16 protein-coding genes are annotated in these 18224 nt (G+C 64.3%); 8 read left to right on the plus strand and 8 right to left on the minus strand.

Annotation, left to right across the window (positions count from 1 at the left end; translation table 11 throughout):
• Nucleotides 1-46: 46 nt before the first annotated feature.
• On the minus strand, nucleotides 47-769 hold the full coding sequence (locus CLV47_RS09005; RefSeq protein ID WP_202862477.1) for a helix-turn-helix transcriptional regulator: 723 nt from the start codon (nucleotides 767-769) through the stop codon (nucleotides 47-49).
• A gap of 90 nt (nucleotides 770-859) precedes the next feature.
• On the opposite strand from CLV47_RS09005, the gene CLV47_RS09010 reads away from it, so the two are divergent.
• Nucleotides 860-1645: a DUF2249 domain-containing protein gene (locus CLV47_RS09010; protein WP_106348703.1), complete on the plus strand. Its 786-nt coding sequence runs from the start codon at nucleotides 860-862 to the stop codon at nucleotides 1643-1645.
• Here the strand turns inward: CLV47_RS09010 and CLV47_RS09015 are convergent.
• The 4 genes from CLV47_RS09015 to CLV47_RS09030 form a co-directional block, all read right to left on the minus strand.
• Entirely contained in the window at nucleotides 1642-2853 is a 1212-nt protein-coding gene (locus CLV47_RS09015; protein WP_106348704.1) for an MFS transporter, read from the minus strand. The genes CLV47_RS09010 and CLV47_RS09015 overlap by 4 nt on opposite strands.
• A gap of 85 nt (nucleotides 2854-2938) precedes the next feature.
• Complete coding sequence (locus tag CLV47_RS09020; RefSeq protein ID WP_106348705.1) at nucleotides 2939-4459, minus strand: class I adenylate-forming enzyme family protein; 1521 nt, start codon at nucleotides 4457-4459, stop codon at nucleotides 2939-2941.
• 43 nt (nucleotides 4460-4502) lie between these two features.
• Nucleotides 4503-5099, minus strand: coding sequence for a GNAT family N-acetyltransferase (locus CLV47_RS09025; RefSeq protein ID WP_106348706.1), 597 nt, complete (start codon nucleotides 5097-5099; stop codon nucleotides 4503-4505).
• Between the two features lie 26 nt (nucleotides 5100-5125).
• On the minus strand, nucleotides 5126-6703 hold the full coding sequence (locus tag CLV47_RS09030) for an acyl-CoA synthetase (protein ID WP_106348707.1): 1578 nt from the start codon (nucleotides 6701-6703) through the stop codon (nucleotides 5126-5128).
• Nucleotides 6704-6891: 188 nt separating this feature from the next.
• Between CLV47_RS09030 and CLV47_RS09035 the strand changes: the two genes are divergently transcribed.
• The 4 genes from CLV47_RS09035 (at nucleotide 6892) to CLV47_RS09050 (ending at nucleotide 12112) form a co-directional block, all read left to right on the plus strand.
• Nucleotides 6892-8424 carry an aldehyde dehydrogenase family protein gene (locus CLV47_RS09035; protein WP_106348708.1) on the plus strand — a complete coding sequence of 511 codons (1533 nt, stop codon included), beginning with the start codon at nucleotides 6892-6894 and terminating at the stop codon, nucleotides 8422-8424.
• A gap of 11 nt (nucleotides 8425-8435) precedes the next feature.
• Nucleotides 8436-9254 carry a class I SAM-dependent methyltransferase gene (locus tag CLV47_RS09040; protein WP_106348709.1) on the plus strand — a complete coding sequence of 273 codons (819 nt, stop codon included), beginning with the start codon at nucleotides 8436-8438 and terminating at the stop codon, nucleotides 9252-9254.
• Nucleotides 9251-10213 (plus strand): NAD(P)H-dependent flavin oxidoreductase, encoded by a 963-nt coding sequence (locus tag CLV47_RS09045; protein WP_106348710.1) that lies wholly within the window; start codon nucleotides 9251-9253, stop codon nucleotides 10211-10213. The genes CLV47_RS09040 and CLV47_RS09045 overlap by 4 nt, the downstream gene beginning before the upstream one ends.
• A 243-nt stretch (nucleotides 10214-10456) precedes the next feature.
• On the plus strand, nucleotides 10457-12112 hold the full coding sequence (locus CLV47_RS09050) for an HNH endonuclease signature motif containing protein (RefSeq protein WP_106348711.1): 1656 nt from the start codon (nucleotides 10457-10459) through the stop codon (nucleotides 12110-12112).
• A 288-nt stretch (nucleotides 12113-12400) separates the two neighbouring features.
• On the opposite strand, the gene CLV47_RS09055 is transcribed toward CLV47_RS09050, so the two are convergent.
• Both CLV47_RS09055 and CLV47_RS09060 read right to left on the minus strand, forming a co-directional pair.
• Nucleotides 12401-13249: a hypothetical protein gene (locus CLV47_RS09055; RefSeq protein WP_146135333.1), complete on the minus strand. Its 849-nt coding sequence runs from the start codon at nucleotides 13247-13249 to the stop codon at nucleotides 12401-12403.
• 84 nt (nucleotides 13250-13333) lie between these two features.
• Nucleotides 13334-14584, minus strand: a complete 1251-nt coding sequence (locus tag CLV47_RS09060; RefSeq protein ID WP_146135334.1) for a YbfB/YjiJ family MFS transporter — start codon at nucleotides 14582-14584, stop codon at nucleotides 13334-13336.
• Nucleotides 14585-14691: 107 nt separating this feature from the next.
• On the opposite strand from CLV47_RS09060, the gene CLV47_RS09065 reads away from it, so the two are divergent.
• On the plus strand, nucleotides 14692-15687 hold the full coding sequence (locus CLV47_RS09065) for an NAD(P)-binding domain-containing protein (RefSeq protein ID WP_170111012.1): 996 nt from the start codon (nucleotides 14692-14694) through the stop codon (nucleotides 15685-15687).
• Here CLV47_RS09065 and CLV47_RS09070 read toward each other — a convergent pair.
• A complete protein-coding gene (locus CLV47_RS09070; protein WP_106348835.1) occupies nucleotides 15682-16155 on the minus strand; it encodes a tetratricopeptide repeat protein in 474 nt (157 codons plus the stop codon). The genes CLV47_RS09065 and CLV47_RS09070 overlap by 6 nt on opposite strands.
• 120 nt (nucleotides 16156-16275) lie before the next feature.
• Here CLV47_RS09070 and CLV47_RS09075 point away from each other — a divergent pair, with 120 nt between their 5' ends.
• Together CLV47_RS09075 and CLV47_RS09080 are read left to right on the plus strand one after the other, a co-directional pair.
• Nucleotides 16276-17457: an MFS transporter gene (locus tag CLV47_RS09075; protein ID WP_106348715.1), complete on the plus strand. Its 1182-nt coding sequence runs from the start codon at nucleotides 16276-16278 to the stop codon at nucleotides 17455-17457.
• A 16-nt stretch (nucleotides 17458-17473) separates the two neighbouring features.
• Nucleotides 17474-18223 (plus strand): ABC transporter permease, encoded by a 750-nt coding sequence (locus CLV47_RS09080; RefSeq protein WP_202862478.1) that lies wholly within the window; start codon nucleotides 17474-17476, stop codon nucleotides 18221-18223.
• Nucleotide 18224 lies beyond the last annotated feature (1 nt).

Raw genomic sequence — 18224 nt, forward strand, 5'->3', positions numbered from 1 at the left:
CCGATGGCGCTCAATTGGTCGTTAAGCTGTCATCCGGAGGATATCGCTACTGGGGAGATTTTGCGTGCAAAGTCAACCGGCATGCGCCGGGCTCCGAAAACGCGACCAGCTGCGTCTCCTCGCCATCCGCGCCGTATTCTTCGATGGCACCACGAATGATTCCCAGGTGCACACCGCAAACGATGTCCGGGTACTTGTTCGCGGCATCGAGCAGGGGGCACGTCGTCAGCCGCACACTGCGCCCGCGCGGCGCCGATTCCGGGGCAAACCTGAGCGAATTCAGCATCTCGAGCGTTGCACGACGGATTCGCGGCAGCGTTGGCCGGCCCTCTATCGGCCTCGCTCGCGCTAGCTCCTTGCCCCAGTCCCGTCCAGCACGAATCGCGTCGTCGGTCGGCCTACGGCTGTTGCGTGCGATCTGCGCGGCAAGCGCTGACGCCAGACCGGCGTACTCCGAACCCTCCCCCGTGCCCGCATCGGAACTGGCGTAGAGCCACGCCGGACGACCCCGGCCGACGGCCGCGGCGCGGGTACGTTCTACGTAGCCGAGTTCGACCAGCGCGTCGGCATGCTCACGAACGGTATTGGGATGTTGGCCCAGATCCGCGGACAACTCCGCGATCGTGGCTGGTCGGTCCCGCGCGTCTAGCAACTTCATCAACGCGGCACGGGGCGCGGAAAGCGTGGCGAGAAACGGTCTCTCCGGCGCTACGCGGTCCGGACCCATGTCCGCGGTCCGGGACGTTTTGCCAGCCTGGTTATTTTTCACGGATTTGAGTGTAATAAAGTATCGGCAGTAGCGCCACCTAACTACACCGGAAGTCCAATCATCTTTCTGCCCATAAGCCGGAGGTTCGTCATGAGCAACGTCAACATCACCACAACCGAGTCCGATTCCACTGCGCTGACGGCCATCGAGCAGCAGCATGCCGAGATGACTGGCTCGTTGACGGCGCACGTGTCCGCTTTGTTGAGCGCCGTGGCCTCGGGCGATCAGAGCGCCGCACAAGCAGCCCGAACCGCAGCCGTGTCATGGAGCCAACAAAACGTCCTCGCCTACCTCGACGCCGAGGAGAAGGTCCTCTATCCCGTCGCTGCCGCCAAGTCCGAGGGACGACTACTGGTCGAAGCGCTGCACGCCGACCACGAAACCATCGCTGGGCTGGTCAATGAGCTTGCGCAGGCTCCGGACGGCGTACGCGCGGTAGCCGCGGCCACGGCGCTACGAGTCGCGATGGTCGGGCATCTTGCCAAGCAGGACCAGCAGCTGCTCCCACTGCTTGCCGCGGCGCCCGATGTGTCACTCAGCGATCTGCATTCGCAGCTCGACACGGCGGCAGGCCTGGCGGCTGAAACAACTCCCGCCGCGGACGCCCATGCCGATGGTCACGACTGCACCTGCGGCGAGACCGACGAAAAGGGCTATCCCGAACTGGACGCACGCGTCGTACCGCACGCGATCCGGCACGCGACCGTATTCGGCGCCCTCGACGCGGTCCGTCCCGGCAAGGGTCTCATCCTCGTAGCGCCACACGACCCGCTGCCGCTTCTGGCCCAGCTCGAACGACGCTCCCCTGGCGCATTCGAGGTCAGCTATGTCGAGCGTGGACCGGAGGCGTGGCGGCTCGCCATCGTCCGCAACTAGTCACCCTGCGGGTCGCGTTGAATGTCGACGGGGCCCGCTCGATCCTCGAATACGCCTGCAGCGACACGGGTCTTGCGGTTTGCGTGCACAGACCAACGGCCGACCCATCTGCCCAGCGCTAGACACGTACCCACGCTGAGTACACCGATGCTGATAATTCCGCCGGCGAGCGAACCAAGAGAAGCGCCGGCCGAAAGGATCAGCGGCCCGCCCGCGTTGCCGATGTCGATCTCGAGTCGCCATACGCCGAGGAACTGGGACCGTTCGCCGGGTGGTGCGACGTCGGCGCCGAGGGTCATCAGGATTCCGGAACCCATGCCGTTTCCGACGCCGAGCAATGCGGCAACCAAACTGACGGTAGTGACGCTGTATGTCAGCGGCAGCAATAACATGCTGAGCCCCATGATCGCCATCGACGGAATTGCCACCCACAACCGACCGGCGTGATCCATGACCTTGCCAGCCGGATAGAACAGCAGCATGTCAACGGCGCCACACAACCCGTATACCAGGCTGGTGGTCGCGGGCGAGAGTCCAAGGTGTTCGGTCCATAGCGGTAGGACGGTCTGTCGGGCGCCGCGAACGGCGCCGACGAGCAGTACGGCGAAACCAAGCGTCGTGAGGACCGGTATGTGTTCGCGGACGACCGTCGCCATTGACCGGCGCGAGGCGGCCTCCCGAGCGCGCAGCTGCTCAGCTCCGGCCAGATCCGGTACGGCGAGCACGATAGTGCCGGCGATGATGGAGGTAGCAACACCGACCCAGATGGCATGCGAGCCGGCGCCACCGTGAATGACCAGTGCGCCGATGAACGGGCCAAGAAACTGTCCGATCCGAGCCACGCCGCCGAGCGTCGACAACGCCCGCGCCCGCAGACGCGCCGGCGTGACCTCCGCGAGGTACGACTGCCGCGCCAGTCCAAACGTGGCGTTGGCAGCGCCGACGGTGACGACGCCAATCCCGAGAAGCCACAGGCTCGGCGCGAGTGCGGCAGACAGCATCCCCACGAGGGCGACGCCGGTGGCGACGACCATCGCGCGGCGATCACCGATCCGGCCGGCCAACGCGCCGGCCGGTACGTCGGCAAGGATCTGCCCAATCGGCAGCATCGCGGCCATCAGCCCGGCGATCGCCAGATTAGCGCCGAGGTCGGTGGCGCTGGTAGCGATGACCGGGATCAGAGCCCCGACGCCGATCTCGGCGATCATCGAGGGAAGGTACGCGCCCGGGATCAGCGATTTGAGTGAGAACCCGTCCCGCTGATCCGACGGCTCGCGGCTAATCTTCGAGCACTTACTGGGCGATCAGCTTGGCGCGCAGCTCATGCTTGACGATCTTGCCGGACGGGTTGCGCGGGACCTCGCCAATCACCAGTTCGTGCGGTGCCTTGTAGTCCGCGAGAAGTGTCCGCACGTGCGCCTTGACGGTCTCCAGGTCGAGCGTCGCGCCTTCGCGCGGAGTCACAACCGCGACGATGCTCTCGCCATAGGTCTCGTGCGGTACGCCGAGGACGGCGCAGTCGAGTACGTCGGGATGCGCGGCCAACGCATTTTCCACTTCGACCGAGTAGACATTCATCCCGCCGGTGATGATCATGTCCTTCATCCTGTCGACGAGCGTGATGTAGCCGTCCTCGTCAATGCGCGCGATGTCGCCGGTATGCACCCAGCCACCGCGCATCGTCTCCGCCGTCGCCTCAGGCTTGTTCCAGTATTCCTTCATCGTCGTCTCGCCCCGCAGGATGACCTCACCGGTTTCGCCCGCCGGCACGTCATTGTCATCCGCATCGACGACCCGCATTTCGGTGTTCAGGAATGCGACCCCGTTCGAGCCGGGCTTGCGCAGCAGGTCCTCCGGACCCAGCGCGACGCCCCCAGGCCCGGCTTCGGTCGGCCCGCACAGGTTGTACAGCAGGACGCCGGGCAATGCCTTGACGAGCCGCTCGATGAGGCTCGGTGCCATCGGCGCGGCACCAAACATGCCGATGCTCCACTCCGACAGGTCGCGGGTGCCGAACGTCGGTTCGGCCAGCAGCATCTGGTACATCGTCGGCACACCGAAGAATACCGCCGCCCGTTCGGTTTCCATCGCGTCGAGTACGGCGGTCGGGTCGAACGCCGGCAGGATTATGTGTGTCGCTCCAACCATCACCCCGCCTAGCAAAAACAGGTTGAGCTCGGCCGAATGATAGAACGGTGCGACGTGCAGCATGCGATGCCCGTCGCGGATCCCGCACCCCAGATCCACGTTAACGCCATCCCAGAGCACTCGGTGATGGTCGAGCAACACACCTTTTGGTTTGCCCGTCGTACCTGAGGTGTAGAGGATCTCGGCGTCGTCCGACTCCAGCACCTCCACATCGGGGTGGTCGGTCGTCTCTTCGGCGGCCAGAGTTGTGATGTCCGCCGGTACGTCGCCCGGCGCCGTCGCCAGAAACACCGCCGGTGGTCGGGTCGCAGCAGCATGACCGCGAGACGCAACCTCATGCAATGACGGGTGGTAGATAAATGCGCTCGCCCCACTGTCATCGAGCAGGTAGGTCACCTCGGGCGCGGCCATCCGCGGGTTGACCGGCACGAAGACGGCGCCGATCCGGAACGCCGCGTACACGACGAAGGCGAAGTCGTCGGTGTTGGTGCTCATCAAGGCAAGCCGATCGCCCTTCTTGATTCCGGCCCGGATCAGAGCGTTCGCGCGCCTGTTTACCTCAGCGTCGAACTCGGCGTACGTACGCCGACGTTCTCCGAAAATGAGCGCTTCACGCGCCGGGACACGAAGCGCCTGACGCCTAAGTACCTCACCAAGAGTGGTCATCTAATTTCCGTTCTAGTCTGCTAGATCTTTAGTCCGTACTTCTCTAATCCGCGATGTCAGGAATCGTCGCAAGATCGAGCCGTTTGAGCAATCTGCCACGCACCTCCGGCCACTCCGGCTGCAATACCGAGAAGTATGCCGTGTCTGAGATCTCGCCATGCGGATCGATCCGATGCCCGCGCAAGATGCCCTCGGGCGTCGCACCGAGCCGCTCGATCGCCGCAGCACTCCGGGTATTTCGCACATCGCAACGCAACGCGACCCGGTAGATGTCCAACTTGGCAAATGCATAGTCGAACAACAGCCACTTGCACGCCGGATTGAGGTGGCTTCCCCACCATTCACGCGAGTAGAAGGTCGTGCCGATCTCAAGTCGACGCTGCGCGGGGACGTGGTCGTAGTATCGGGTGCAGCCGACGACCATGCCCGATCTCTCCTCAACGGCGGCGAACACCATGACTCCAGGTGTGTCGACCGCAGCCAGCAACTGCGCGCTCAATGCCGCGGCATCGACAGGGAACTCGGTCACCATGCCGGCCCACATCTGCTCGTCAAGAAGCCGCCATAACGGCTCGATATGCGTGCTGTTAAGCGGTTCAAGCCGAAACCCGAAACCATGAAGTCGAATGTCGTGGCGCATCAGTATCCCCCTATCTGCCTCGGACTCTATCGGCTCACACTTTCCTCGCGGCCGGTATAGATCCGGCGCAGCTCACGCTTGAGAATCTTGCCGGTCGCGTTGCGGGGCAGTTCTTCGATCATCTCGACACGGGTCGGCGCCTTGTAGCGAGCAATGCGCTCGCGCGCGTAGCCAATGACCTCCTCGGCGGCAAGAGTCGCGCCGGGTTCGGGCACGACGACCGCGACGACCGTTTCGCCCCATTTTTCGTCGGGTACGCCGATGACCGCCACGTCGGCGATCGCCGGATGGTGATGCAGCACTTGCTCAGTTTCGATGGGATAAACGTTCTCACCGCCGGTAATGATCATGTCTTTCTTTCGGTCGACGATCCAAAAGAACCCTTCATCGTCGATGCGCGCCAGGTCGCCCGTATGAAACCAGCCGTCCCGAATCGCGTCCGCGGTAGCGTCGGGCATCTTCCAGTAGCCGATAAAGATGTTCGGGCCACGCATAACCAACTCCCCGACGGTTCCCTGCGGTACGTCGGCACCGGCCTCGTCCACCACACGCGCGTCGTCGTGCATCACCGGCTTTCCTACAGCACCGAGCTTCCGAGTCGCATTGTCCGCATCGAGCACCATCGCCCCGGCGCAGGTCTCGGTCATCCCAAAGCCCTCCAGGAAGTCCCAGCCCTTCGACTGTAGGAACTCGATGACTGTGATGGGGCACGGTGCCCCACCCGACTGGGTGTATCGCAACGCAGAGAGGTCGTACGAGTCGAAGTCCGGCACCCGCACGACGGCCGACCACATAGCAGGCACCAGGAATTCCACCGTGGCCTTCTCCTGCTCCATCATCTTGAGCAGCCCGGCAGGGTCGAACTCGCGCATGATGACCGTGCAGCCGCCCGTATAAAACAGTGGGACGGTGTGCACGCACAGGCCACCAACGTGGAACAGCGGACAAGGGGTGATCGTCTTGTCGTATCGGGATAGGCCCTGGCCGGCAAGGATGAGGTGGATCGCGTTCGCATACATATTGTGGTGCGTCAGCATGGCCCCTTTGGGCCGTCCCGTCGTACCGGATGTGTAAAGGATCAGCAGCGGGTCGTCCGCGTCGACAGCGTGATGAGCGTCCTGCGGACGACCGGACTCAAGAAGGGCTTCGTAGCCCAACAGAGTGACACCGTCCGGGACGTCTACCGCGTTGTCCGCCTCATCAACCGGGATGCATACGACGTGCTGCAGATCGACAACCTCCGGAACGCTCAGCGCTGCCTGGGTCGAGCCATGCAGGTCGGCACTGTAGAACAACGCTCGCGACTCGGAATTGACTATCGCGTAGGCAAGCTCGGGACCGGCGAGCCGGAAGTTCAACGGGACGCAGATCGCGCCGAGCTTGGCGACCGCGAACAATACCTCCATGAACTCGATGCTGTTTGTCGACAGCAATGCGACGCGGTCGCCCTTACCGACGCCGATGCCCTCCAGGGCGCTCGCAAGCTTGTTCGTCCGCACGTTGAACAGCGCGTACGTGACCCTCGATTCCCCCTGCACAAACGCCTCGCGGTCCGCATTGAGGTCCGCATGCTTATAGCTCCAGTAGCCCAGGCCGTTGTCCACGACAAGTCCTCCCGATAGGTACGCAAAAGACGCCCCGGCCCCCAGCGCTAACCAAAGTTACACCGATCACACTGCCATAGTGCGCGGTCGCCGTTTGAAATTGGCGTGGGGAAGGCCGACACTGACTGTCGTGGGCCCTCGCACGTCGACCCACCGGCATCTACCACACCCCAGGAGATGTAAGTGCAATGGCAACCGTCAGCTACACGTCCTCGACCATCGACCCGGAACTCAGCAAGCAGTTCGAATCCGCGCTAGCCCGCGCACGCGCAGGCCGGCAAGCACCGATACTGCACCACATCGGTAACACCGAATCCGACGCAGGTGAATCGTTCGCCAGCCGTGACCCGGCTAATCCGGCGACCGTTCTCGCTTCCGCTCACACCGCTGGACGCGATGTCGTCGACGCCGCCGTGGCGGCAGCCCGCGGATCCGCGGCCGGCTGGCGCAACACTCACCATGAAGAACGAATCGAGGTAATGCGGGCAGCGGCCGACGGCTTCGCCACCCGCGAAATGGAGTTGGCCGGCGCCCTGTCCGCCGAGACCGGCAAGAGCCGGCTTGAATCTCTTGCAGAGGTGCAGGAATCGCACGACCTGATCGAGCAGTACTGCGACGTACTCGAGGCGGGCAACGGCTTCATCACCCCGATGAAGGGCCGAAATGGCGAGCACAACGTCGACGTACTTCGGCCGTACGGCGTATTCGGCGTGATCGCACCGTTCAACTTCCCCATCGCATTGGCGATCGGGATGACCGCGGCCGCTCTCGTGACTGGGAACGCGGTCGTTCTCAAGCCTTCCGACAAGACCCCGCTCTCGACCGAGCTAGCTGCCGAGATCGTGCGTAACGCCTTACCAGACGGTGTACTCAACGTCGTACAGGGCGGTCCGGCCACCGGCACCGCACTTGCCGAGTCGGCCATTGACGGCCTGGCATTTACCGGATCGGCGAAGGTTGGCTGGGGTCTGATCCAGCAGTTGTCACGCGGTCCTCGCCCGCGTCCGGTCCTCGCCGAGATGGGCGGCCAAAACCCCGTCATCGTGACGGACAGCGCGGACCTCGATGCTGCGGCCTCCGGAATAGTGCGATCGGCGTACGGGTTTTCCGGGCAGAAATGTAGCTCCACGCGCCGGGTGATCGTTGCGCGTGCCGTGTACGATGGACTGCTCGAGCGCCTCGTTGCGCGCACCGGCGAGTTGGTGGTCGGCGACGCGGCGCTCCAGGAGATGAATGTCGGCCCGCTAATCGACGAAGTTATCGCGGACCGGGTCGAGAGGGCTCTTAAGAGCGCCGACACCGACGGGCACGTCGTGACGGGCGGTCGCGAACGCTCGCTACCCGGTCACTTCTTCCGGCCGATCATTGTGACCGGTCTGCCGCGTGGCCACCGGCTGACCAGAGAAGAGCTGTTCGCGCCGTTCGTCACCATTACGGCAGTCGATGACTTCGAGGAAGCGATCGGCGAGGCCAACGCCGTGGACTTCGGCCTTACCGCAGGGATCTTCACGACTGACGACCGGCAAATCGACCAATTCTTCAGCGAGGCCGAAGCCGGCGTTTTGTACGCCAATCGTGCCGCGGGCGCTACGACGGGTGCGTGGCCGGGCGAACAGTCCTTCTGTGGATGGAAACAAAGCGGGTCTACAGGTAAGGGCGGCCTCGGGCCTTGGTACCCGCAGGGATTTTGTCGTGAACAGAACCGCACGTTCGTGAAGTAGGAAAGGACACCATGATTCCCGATTGGAACGGCGAGCAGGGCCACTTCTGGGTACAGCAGCAGAGACATCAGGACGCGGTACTCGAAACTTTCATCCAGCCCGTGCTGGACGGCGCGGCGATCGAACCCGGCCAGAACGTGCTCGACATCGGCTGTGGCTGTGGCGCGACGACGCGGGCCGCCGGTCACATAGCCATCCAAGGAGGCGTGCTTGGCGTCGATATCTCCGGGCCGATGCTCGGTCTTGCGCAAGAGCTCGCTGCCGATGAGGGACTGAGCAATGTCGACTTCATGCAGGCAGACGCACAAACCTATTCATTTGAGCCGGCGGCGTACGACGCAATGATCAGTCGGTTCGGCGTGATGTTCTTCGAAGACCCGCATGTGGCATTTACGAACATCGCCACCGCGTTGCGCCCGGGGGCTCGGCTGGCTTACGTGTGTTGGCAGCCAGCGAAAGCTAACCCACACATCTCCCTGCCGATGAGGGCGATCGTTCAAGCGTTTCCAGACGCGCTACCGCGGAACGCCCCGCAGCCGCCGTTCAGCATGGCCGACCCCGAGACCGTTCGCGATCTGCTAAGCGGCAGCGGTTTCACCGAGATCGACCTCGCGCCGATCGTCGGCGACGTGCGGGTCGGTAACGACGTCGATGACGTGATGCACCATTTCCAGTCCCAGCCAATGGCAAAGAACATCCTGAACGCACAGGTTCCCGCCGAGGTCGACAAGGTGATCGCGCAGATCCGCGGGCAACTCGAGAGTCATGCCGGTCCAGACGGAGTGTTCCTCGGCTCTGCAGCCTGGCTCGTGACGGCGCAACGAGCATGACCGCGCAAACGCGCTTCACCGCGCGCTTTGGTCTGCAGCACCCCGTGATGCTCGCGCCGATGGCCGGGGTGGCCGACGCAACGCTCGCCGCGGCAGTCAGCGCAGCGGGCGGGCTCGGCATGATCGGTGGCGGCTATGGTGATCGCGACTGGCTCACCCGTCAGATCGCTGGCGCACAGGGCAACCGTGTCGGCTGCGGATTCATCACATGGTCACTCGCCAAACAGCCGGAACTGCTTGATCTGGCCCTCGAGAGCGAGCCTGCGGGCATCATGTTGTCCTTCGGCGATCCGACGCCGTTTGCCGCGAAAATCAAGGGGGCCGATGTACCGCTGATCTGTCAGGTCCAGACGATTGCGCAGGCGCGACAAGCGCTCGATGCCGAGGCGGACATCATCGTGGCACAAGGAAGCGAAGCCGGCGGCCACGGAGCCAGTCGCGGCACATTCGCCCTCACCCCGGCAGTTGCCGATCTCGTCAGCGAGCAGTCACCGCAGACGCTAGTGCTCGCCGCAGGCGGGGTCGCCGACGGCCGCGGTCTCGCCGCGGCGCTCATGCTTGGCGCCGACGGCGTACTAGTGGGCACCCGGTTTTATGCCACACCAGAGTCACCGGTCGCCCCGGCGCTGAAGAATCGGGTCATCGACTCGGCCGGAGACGAGACAATACGTACCGGCGTATTCGACCTTGCCCGCGGTTATCGATGGCCGCAGGAGTTCACTGCGCGCGCCGTACGCAACACATTCACCGGCGAATGGCACGGCAACGAAGACGCCCTCGACGCGGCAAGAACCACCCAGGGGGAACGCTACAAGCACGCCGTGGCCGAAGCGGATTCGTCCATCGTGGCCGTCTTCGCCGGCGAAGATATTGACTTGATCCACGAGATAACTCCAGTGGCCGAGATCCTCACCCAGATGTCGGACGATGCCGCCGCCCTACTCACCAGTCATCGGTGACCCAATACCCCGCCGTCCGTGAGCGTTGGTTGTCGCGCGTTTCTTACCCCGCCGCGCCAGATGAGGCGCGCCAAGGAAGAGTTAGCCGTGACAGGGAAACGCTCGCGGCGGCACCCTCCTGCTCGCCACCCACGATCCGCGACAAACTACCTGACCATCCGCGGCAAATACCCTTGATACACAAGGAAAGAAGACTCGCTCGAGGTCTTGCGCAAACCGACTGTAACGCGTAAACTATCGAACATGAGTACGAGGAATAAGGTTCAGGCGGAACGGACACAACCGCGCCTCGACCTGCCCTCGACACCCGCCGCAACCGGCGAGACGGCCCCGCCCACGATGCAAGGTCCGGTCACGAAAGCCGAGACGTTCGCGGCGACCCTCACCCAACTGGTCGACATCGAACACGCCGAAGCACTCCTGTACCGGGAGAAACTCGCCCTGCGCAGCATCCTGCTCAGTACCGCCGACTACCAACTCATCGACCCCTCCGCCGTGCCGGGTGGTCCCCGCCGGCATGCGCGGGCCGACTGCCCCGACATCGGGTCCGATACGTGGCTGCAGAACATTGACCTCGCCGCCGCCGAACTCGCCGCCGCGACGTGCGTGAGCACCGGTACCGCGAAAAACCAGCTCGCCACCGCCAGCTACTACACCCACCACTACGCCGTAGCGGTCGCCAGTCTCGACCCCGACGGAGACCCCTACCGCGGAATGACCGCGCACAAACTGGACCTGTTCACCGAACACACCACCGACCTCACCGACACCGAACTGGAGAAGGTCACGGCACGAGTCCTGCCACACGCGCACACCGACACGCCCCGCCAGTTCGCGCGGCGTATCGAGAAAGCGGTCATCGCGGTCACCGGCACCAGTAAGCAGAAACAACGCCGCGCCCGCGCCGCTCAGGACCGGTACGTCGCGTTCGATAGTGACTCGATCACCGCACGGATCTTCGGGCGGCTACCGATCGCGTGCGCCCGCGCCCTGGACACAGCGTTAGATGACCTCGCGCGCAGCGGCGCACTACCGGGTGACGTGCGCACGCATGAGCAGCGGCGTATCGACGCCCTCGCGGCGTGTGTGCTGGGGCCGGCGGCGATGATCCGCCCCGCCGGGCACCCCGCCTACGGCGGGGCGATACCCGGCGCGGCGGCGTGGGACGCCGACGGGCAGTACCTGATCACCGACCCGAGCGAGTCCGCGGAAGCCGCCGCAGTGTTCGAGAAGATCCGGGGACTAGCAGCGACGATCAACTTCACCGTCCCGCGCGTGCCCGAGGTGACGATCAAGGTCACGATCCCCGCGCACCTGTTGGCCGGGTCCGACCTCGCAGGCACCGAAACCGGCACTCGCCATACCGGAGACGTGAACGGTGCCGACGCCGACTGTGACGATTCCGACGGCGCGATGGAAGCCGAAACGGTCGCGGACCCGCACCGCCGGGCGGTCGCCGCGATCGAGGGGCTCGGGCCCATCGATGCCGACCTCGCCCGCCACCTCGCGAAGGACGCCCGATGGCAACGCGTCATCACCGACCCCTACACCGGCGCCGTCCTCGACGTCGGCACCAAAATCTACCGCCCACCGGCACAGATGCGCCGCCGGATCATCCAACGCGACCACACATGCCGGTTCCCCGGCTGCACCCGCCCCGCCGAACGTTGCGACGTCGACCACATCGACCCGCACCGCCCCGACGGGACCGGCGGCACCACCGGCGACTGCAACCTCATCGCCCTGTGCCGACGCCACCACCGACTGAAACACCAAACCAACTGGCGAGTAACACTCCACGACGACGCGTCGTGCGAATGGACCAGCCCCGCCGGCCGCAGATACCTCACCTATCCCGCCGACACCGACCCACCACCACCACCACCACCACACGACTAAATAGCAAGCCTCCAGATTTGTGCCCGACGCGGCACTTGGTCATCCACGCGATCGGGTGGACGATCCGAATCGACAACACCCCTTTACCGTCGCTCTTACGCGACCGTAAAGGGGTGTTTTGCATTGGCAGAAATTTGGCCCTGAATTCGCGCGTACTCCAGGGCTGAGTTCGACATCGCGCACCAAATACCGAAGTTCCACCACGTCGACAAGCAGGCGCAGCCGCTAACGATCTGTTGAAGCAGAGGCCAGGACTACAGTCAGGCACACGCGCCAGCAACGCGAAGATTAGTCGTACTTCTTGGTGAGAATGACCTTGAGCTCCTCGGTCGCCTCAAACAGATCGGCCGACTTACCCGCTTCAAGCGCATCCTCGGCGTCCGCGTCGTCGTTCTGCTGCGCCTTAGCCAGTTGCGCCTCGGCGTCGAGATTATGCGCCTCAAGCTCTTCGCTCGCGTTCCTGATCGACTGCTGCGCTTCGTCGTACAGGTGCCGCGCCACGCGATAGGACTCTTGTGCGTCGTCCAGGTGCGATGACCGCACGACGACGTCGGACTCCTTTTGACGCTCATGCGACTCCGAATCCAGGTCATGCGGTTCGGGCGCCGCCTCGTCCGGAGTCGCACCGAGCGAAACCGCACGCTGCATTACCTCTTCGGCCTTCTCCCGTTCGATGACCGCCTCGCGTAGCTGTTTGATTAGAGGCCAGGCACCTGGGGTCTCTAGCCGCGCCGCGTCGTACGCCAGCCGCGCGGTCTGGTCGTCATCGGTCGGAAGCAGCACCAGATCGCCGTCGGCACTGGCACGCTGAAACTTGGAGTCGAACCATTTCGTGTCGAGCCGGTTGACAATCAGAAACGTCCCGACAACAGAGATACCGAACCCACCGACGATCGCAATCAGAGCGTTGAGCAAGTTGCTGTCGGAATGCACTACCGCAGACAGCCCAAGAGCACAGAGTACGAAAATGACCGCAAGCAGTGCCGCTATCGCCGCGACCGGTGTGCGTGCGTGGACGGCAGACACCGACTCCGGCTGTACGACGACATGCTTACGCCGCTCACGACCGAGCCGTTCGCCCGACCGGATCGTGATGCTGTCCGGTGGCGGTGCGTCGTCAGGCTCCTTCTTAACCAAGGCGTGCGTCACCTCTCATCGCGTGCAGACCTACCGTCAAGGATGCCCCAGATTGAGGCGTGATGCACCGAGGTCGGTGATCGGCTATCGCTCGGCAGCGGAGCGGCGGCGTACGGCGCGACCGACCGGGACCGCACAGAGCGCGCCAACCGCGACCACCATCGCTCCCACTTCCAGCGCCCTCGCGTACGTGTCCGGCCCGGTGGACAGCAACGGCGTCACGACGATCGGCCCCAGGACCTGGCCCACGCCGTACAACGCGGTCAGGATTGCCGCGGCCCGCGCACCGATCAGTGCGGCGCCTTCAGCCAGCGACATAGAAGCGATTCCGACGAACGTTCCGCCGAACAGGACCGCCGCGAGGAGGGCGGCTGCCGGTGCCGCGGACAGCGCCGGCAGCGCCACACCGACAGTCTGGATCGATAGCGCCGTGACCAGCAGCCATGGCCGGGCGACCTTCTTCGACATCCAGTTCCAGAAGACGCACGATGGGAAAATTGCTAGTCCTACGAGGATCCACGCTCCACTCCCCAGCCAGGAAGGTAACGCCGGGGTGGACAAAGCCGCAACGATAAAAGTGCCGGCGACGATATAGCCGACTCCTTCGAGGAAGTAGGACAGACATAGCCACACGAACCTGCGACGTCGATCGACGGGGAATGAGTCGTCCTGCACTACCGCGACGGTCTTCTTCCCCGCGCGCGCCTCGTCTACGTCGCTGACGTCCGTCGCGTCCGCGAGCGCCGCCTTCGGGGTCCGCCCGCCCGGGAGCCACCAGGCGATTACCGTGCCGACAGCGGCGAGCACCGCCATCATCAGCCACGCGGTGATCCAGCTTCCGGTCGATCCCAGCGACAGCACACAGATCCCGGACAAGGCGATGCCGACGCCGACGCCGCCGAACACCCAACCGGGACCGTTACGGGTCCCGCTGAGTTCCTGATGCGCAACACGTACGGCGTACACAAAGATAATCGCGCTCATGACGCCCGCGACAAACCTCAGAATCCACCACAGTGGCACCGACTCCGAGACTGGCATCAGCGCGAGCGAGGCGACAAGGAGCAGCGCGGTAGTGCGCAGTACGACGGTTCGGGTGGCGAGTGTCGTCACGAAGATCGCGGCAACCGCCCCGACGAGGTACCCCAGATAGTTGGCCGTCGCAAGCGCCGCGGCCCCTTGCGCATCAAGGTCCGTCTGACCATGCATCAGCGGCAGGATGGGCGTGTAGGCGAACCGGCCGACGCCCATCGCGATCACCATCGCCGTGGTCGCCGCGAGCACGATGTATCCAGTTCGGTGCCGGATACCGCGGGTCGTTACGTCATTTGCCACGGGATAACCGTACGACGTGTGCAGCGCACAACCGTAGACGGATGGTGTTCGTGCGCTCGCGTCCTAGACTGGCCCGGTCAGCCATCCTTCGCGAAAGAGGTAACGACGTGGACGCCGAAGTATTTGACGAGTTTCCGTCCCCCGCCGACGAGCTCGCCGGCCGGACGATTGCAGTTATCGGGTACGGCAACCAGGGCCACGCACAGGCCCAGAATCTCCGGGACAGCGGCTGCGAAGTGCTTGTCGGCAACCGGGACGATGAGTTCCGGGCCGCCGCCCAGGACGCTGGATTTGAGGTCGTGACGATCGAGGACGCGGCGCGGCGCGCACAGATCATGCTGCTCCTGATCCCGGACGAGGTCCAGCCCGAAGTATTCCGCGATCAAATCGCGCCTGGGCTACAGGACGGCGACACGATCGTCGTCGCGTCCGGTTACAACGTGCACTTCGGTTTGCTGGACATTGCCGACACGGTCGACATCGTGATGGTGGCGCCACGGATGATTGGCGAAGGGGTCCGCGATCATTACGAACGCCGCGAGAGCGTGCCCTGTCTCGTTTCGGTCGAGCACGATGCGAGCGGCCGAGCCCGTGGCACCGCACTCGCCGTCGCCAGCGGAATCGGCGTACTTCGGGGCGCCGTCTCGTCCAGCGTCCGCGAAGAGGTGGCGCTGGACCTGTTCTCTGAGCAGGCGATCTGGCCGAGCATTATGGCTATTTTCCAAGCCGGGTATGACGTGCTGGCCAATGCCGGGTTCAGCGACGACGCCATCCTCGACGAGCTCTATCTGTCCGGCGAACCGGCCGAAATACTCGGACGAGTCTCACGAGTCGGGATGATCGGCCAGCTCGGACTGCACTCGAAGACAAGCCAGTATGGGCAACTGACCAACCTACTGCGCTCCGGAGCGTTTACCGACCAGATGCGTGAGCGCTTCGCCGGCGTACTCAACGACCAGATCCTGTCCGGTGCGTTCAGTCAGGACTGGTCCGGCAGCGATACCGAGCCGGACGCGGACGCGCGGATTGCGGCGCTGCGCAAGAAGGCGGAGGCGACCTCGTTGAGTGTCGCCGAGCGCGCCGTACTCGACCGCTGGTCATAGCCGCTTTTGCTGCGCGACTTGCAGTCGCTCGGCCAGCCGGTCCAGGCCGCTCCCGATCAGCTGTCCGTATCCGTCGTCGGGCAGGGTCGACGCACACTCGTATCCAAGCTTGAGGTGACGGCGCGCCTGCTCGGGGTCGCCGAGCCTGCGGTGTACATCGGCGAGGTTGAGGTGCAGCGACGGGTAGAACTGCGCTACCGACTGCGCGTGGCTTGCCTCGCGTACTCGTGCGTCGCTGATCAGGTCGGCCGCGTTCAGGGCCCGCAGGTCCCACACGAGCTCGTCTTTCGGATCATCCTGGAGATCGGCCATTGAGTGTGCGATCGCGCACCGATGAAGTGCGTCCCCGTCCTCACCGACCTCGGTCCACAGCTCGGCGAGCCGTTGCCTCGCGGCACCTCTGTCGCCCTGGTGGGCGAGATCGACTCCCTCGGCGAGGCGCGCCATGATCAATTCGGGTTCGTCCATCGCACACCTCTCCGTTATCGGCCGGTTGCGGGCAAACGTAGCGGACCGCGCCGACAAGTAGCATTCTGTCGAGATCGCGTTGTGCCGAGAGGGATTGAAGCCGAGCACTTGCACACATCGATGACGACTGGGCGCCTGCGGTCCGCACGGATCGCAGTCACCGCCACCTTCGGCGTACACGCGCTCCTGTTTGCCTCCTGGACAGCCCATATCCCCCAGCTCAAGGGCAGGCTCGGGCTGTCCGACGGCACCCTCGGTACGGCGCTGCTGGGCGCTCCGATCGGCTCAATCCTCGCGATACTGGTCACCGGCTGGGTACTGCCTAAATTCGGTAGCCGGCCCGTCGTACTCGTGTCCCTGATCGGCTACTGCCTCTCCGGTGCGCTTATCGGAACATCGGGATCGATGTTCGCACTGTTCGGCACCCTGACCCTATGGGGCGCCTTTCAGGGTTCGCTAGATGTCGCCATGAACACCCAAGGCGTCACGATCGAGCAATCGCTGAAGAGACCGATCATGTCCGGACTGCATGGCGCGTGGAGCCTCGGCGCACTTCTCGGGGCCGCGGTCGGCGCTTTCTGCGTCTCGCGCGGGATCACCCTGAACGCACAGTTGCTGGTCGCTGGCATCGTCTGCGCGGTGGTCGTCGGCGTGCTGACGGTATCGATGTTGCCGGACGGACATCAAAAACTGACCCATCGACCAGGCCGCCGACACAAGCTGTTCCCGGCGCCCGTGCTCATCCTGGGGGCCGTCGCGGCGGCATGCATGATCTGTGAGGGCGCGGCCGCCGACTGGTCGGCGGTCTATCTGCGTGACTCGCTCTGCACGAGCGCGACGTACGCCGCATACGGATTCGCCGCGTTCTCGGTCGGCATGGTCCTGATCCGGCTCACGGGCAACTGGCTGCTTCAGCGGATCTCGCCACGCGCGCTGCTTCCAGCCCTGGGATTAGTGGCGACGGCCGGGCTTACGACTGCGCTGCTGGCGGGCGATCCGGCCATATCGCTTGGCGGTTTCTTCCTGCTGGGACTTGGCCTGGCTTCCGTCGTACCGACCGCCTTCAGCGCGGCCGGAGACCTCGCCACTCAAGGTGGCAACGCCGGTACGTCGATCGCTACGGTGTCCGCGCTCGGGTGGGCGGGATTTGTGTGCGGGCCACCGCTGATCGGCCACCTCGCCAACTTGACCAGCCTCCCGCACGCACTGCTGCTGATCCCGATCCTCACCCTCGCAATGGCGGCGGCTATTCGATTTACCGGCGTGTTTGCGATCCGACCACACGCCAACCCCGACGTTTAGCACCTAGGGTTAGCGCGTGGGCAACAGCGCTATCAACATCGACTGGCGTTTCGGCGTACTCATCGTCGTACTGCTGGGTGGGGCGATAGCGATCAATCGCGCCATGCAGCTTGGCAGCGCGCGAGCGGTCCTGACCGGCGGCGCCCGAGCAGTCATCCAGCTCGGCATCGTCTCACTGATCATCGTGTGGGTCCTGCACCAATGGTGGAGCACGATCACCTTCTTGATCGTCATGATGCTCGTAGGCGCTGCCACCAGCTCCGGGCGCATCGAGAACACCTGGAAACGCTGGTATCTCACGCTTATCCCAATCACTTGCGGCACTCTTCCGACGGTCGCGTTGATCCTGCTGAGCGGCGCCGTACCGATGCGACCGATTTCGGTGCTGCCGGTCTGCGGAATCCTCATCGGCGCCGCGATGACCTCGACGACACTCGCCGGCAAACGAATGCGCGAAGAACTCCACACCCGCCGCGGCGAGGTCGATGCGGGCCTATCTATCGGCTTGTCCGATCGCGATGCGATCCAGCTAGTCGCGAAACCCGCCAGCGCACTCGCACTCATTCCCGCGCTCGACCAAATGCGCACCGTCGGCTTGGTGACATTGCCGGGCGCCTTTATCGGGCTTCTGCTGGGCGGCGCGCCACCGTTGCAGGCCGGTGCGGGCCAGTTGCTCGTCCTTGCCGGAATTCAGCTAGTGCAAGCGATCACAGTTAGCATGACAGTCGAGCTCGTATCAGCGATGCGACTGACCACCAGGGAGTGAA

The organism is Antricoccus suffuscus (genome assembly GCF_003003235.1).
GTDB classification, from domain to species: domain Bacteria; phylum Actinomycetota; class Actinomycetes; order Mycobacteriales; family Antricoccaceae; genus Antricoccus; species Antricoccus suffuscus.

Bases quoted from the DNA above. Each gene is read 5' to 3' on its own strand.
- CLV47_RS09010 (WP_106348703.1), top strand. From the start codon at position 860: ATGAGCAACGTCAACATCACCACAACCGAGTCCGATTCCACTGCGCTG.
- CLV47_RS09015 (WP_106348704.1), bottom strand. From the start codon at position 2,853: ATGATCGCCGAGATCGGCGTCGGGGCTCTGATCCCGGTCATCGCTACC.
- CLV47_RS09020 (WP_106348705.1), bottom strand. From the start codon at position 4,459: ATGACCACTCTTGGTGAGGTACTTAGGCGTCAGGCGCTTCGTGTCCCG.
- CLV47_RS09025 (WP_106348706.1), bottom strand. From the start codon at position 5,099: ATGCGCCACGACATTCGACTTCATGGTTTCGGGTTTCGGCTTGAACCG.
- CLV47_RS09035 (WP_106348708.1), top strand. From the start codon at position 6,892: ATGGCAACCGTCAGCTACACGTCCTCGACCATCGACCCGGAACTCAGC.
- CLV47_RS09040 (WP_106348709.1), top strand. From the start codon at position 8,436: ATGATTCCCGATTGGAACGGCGAGCAGGGCCACTTCTGGGTACAGCAG.
- CLV47_RS09045 (WP_106348710.1), top strand. From the start codon at position 9,251: ATGACCGCGCAAACGCGCTTCACCGCGCGCTTTGGTCTGCAGCACCCC.
- CLV47_RS09050 (WP_106348711.1), top strand. From the start codon at position 10,457: ATGAGTACGAGGAATAAGGTTCAGGCGGAACGGACACAACCGCGCCTC.
- CLV47_RS09070 (WP_106348835.1), bottom strand. From the start codon at position 16,155: ATGGACGAACCCGAATTGATCATGGCGCGCCTCGCCGAGGGAGTCGAT.
- CLV47_RS09075 (WP_106348715.1), top strand. From the start codon at position 16,276: ATGACGACTGGGCGCCTGCGGTCCGCACGGATCGCAGTCACCGCCACC.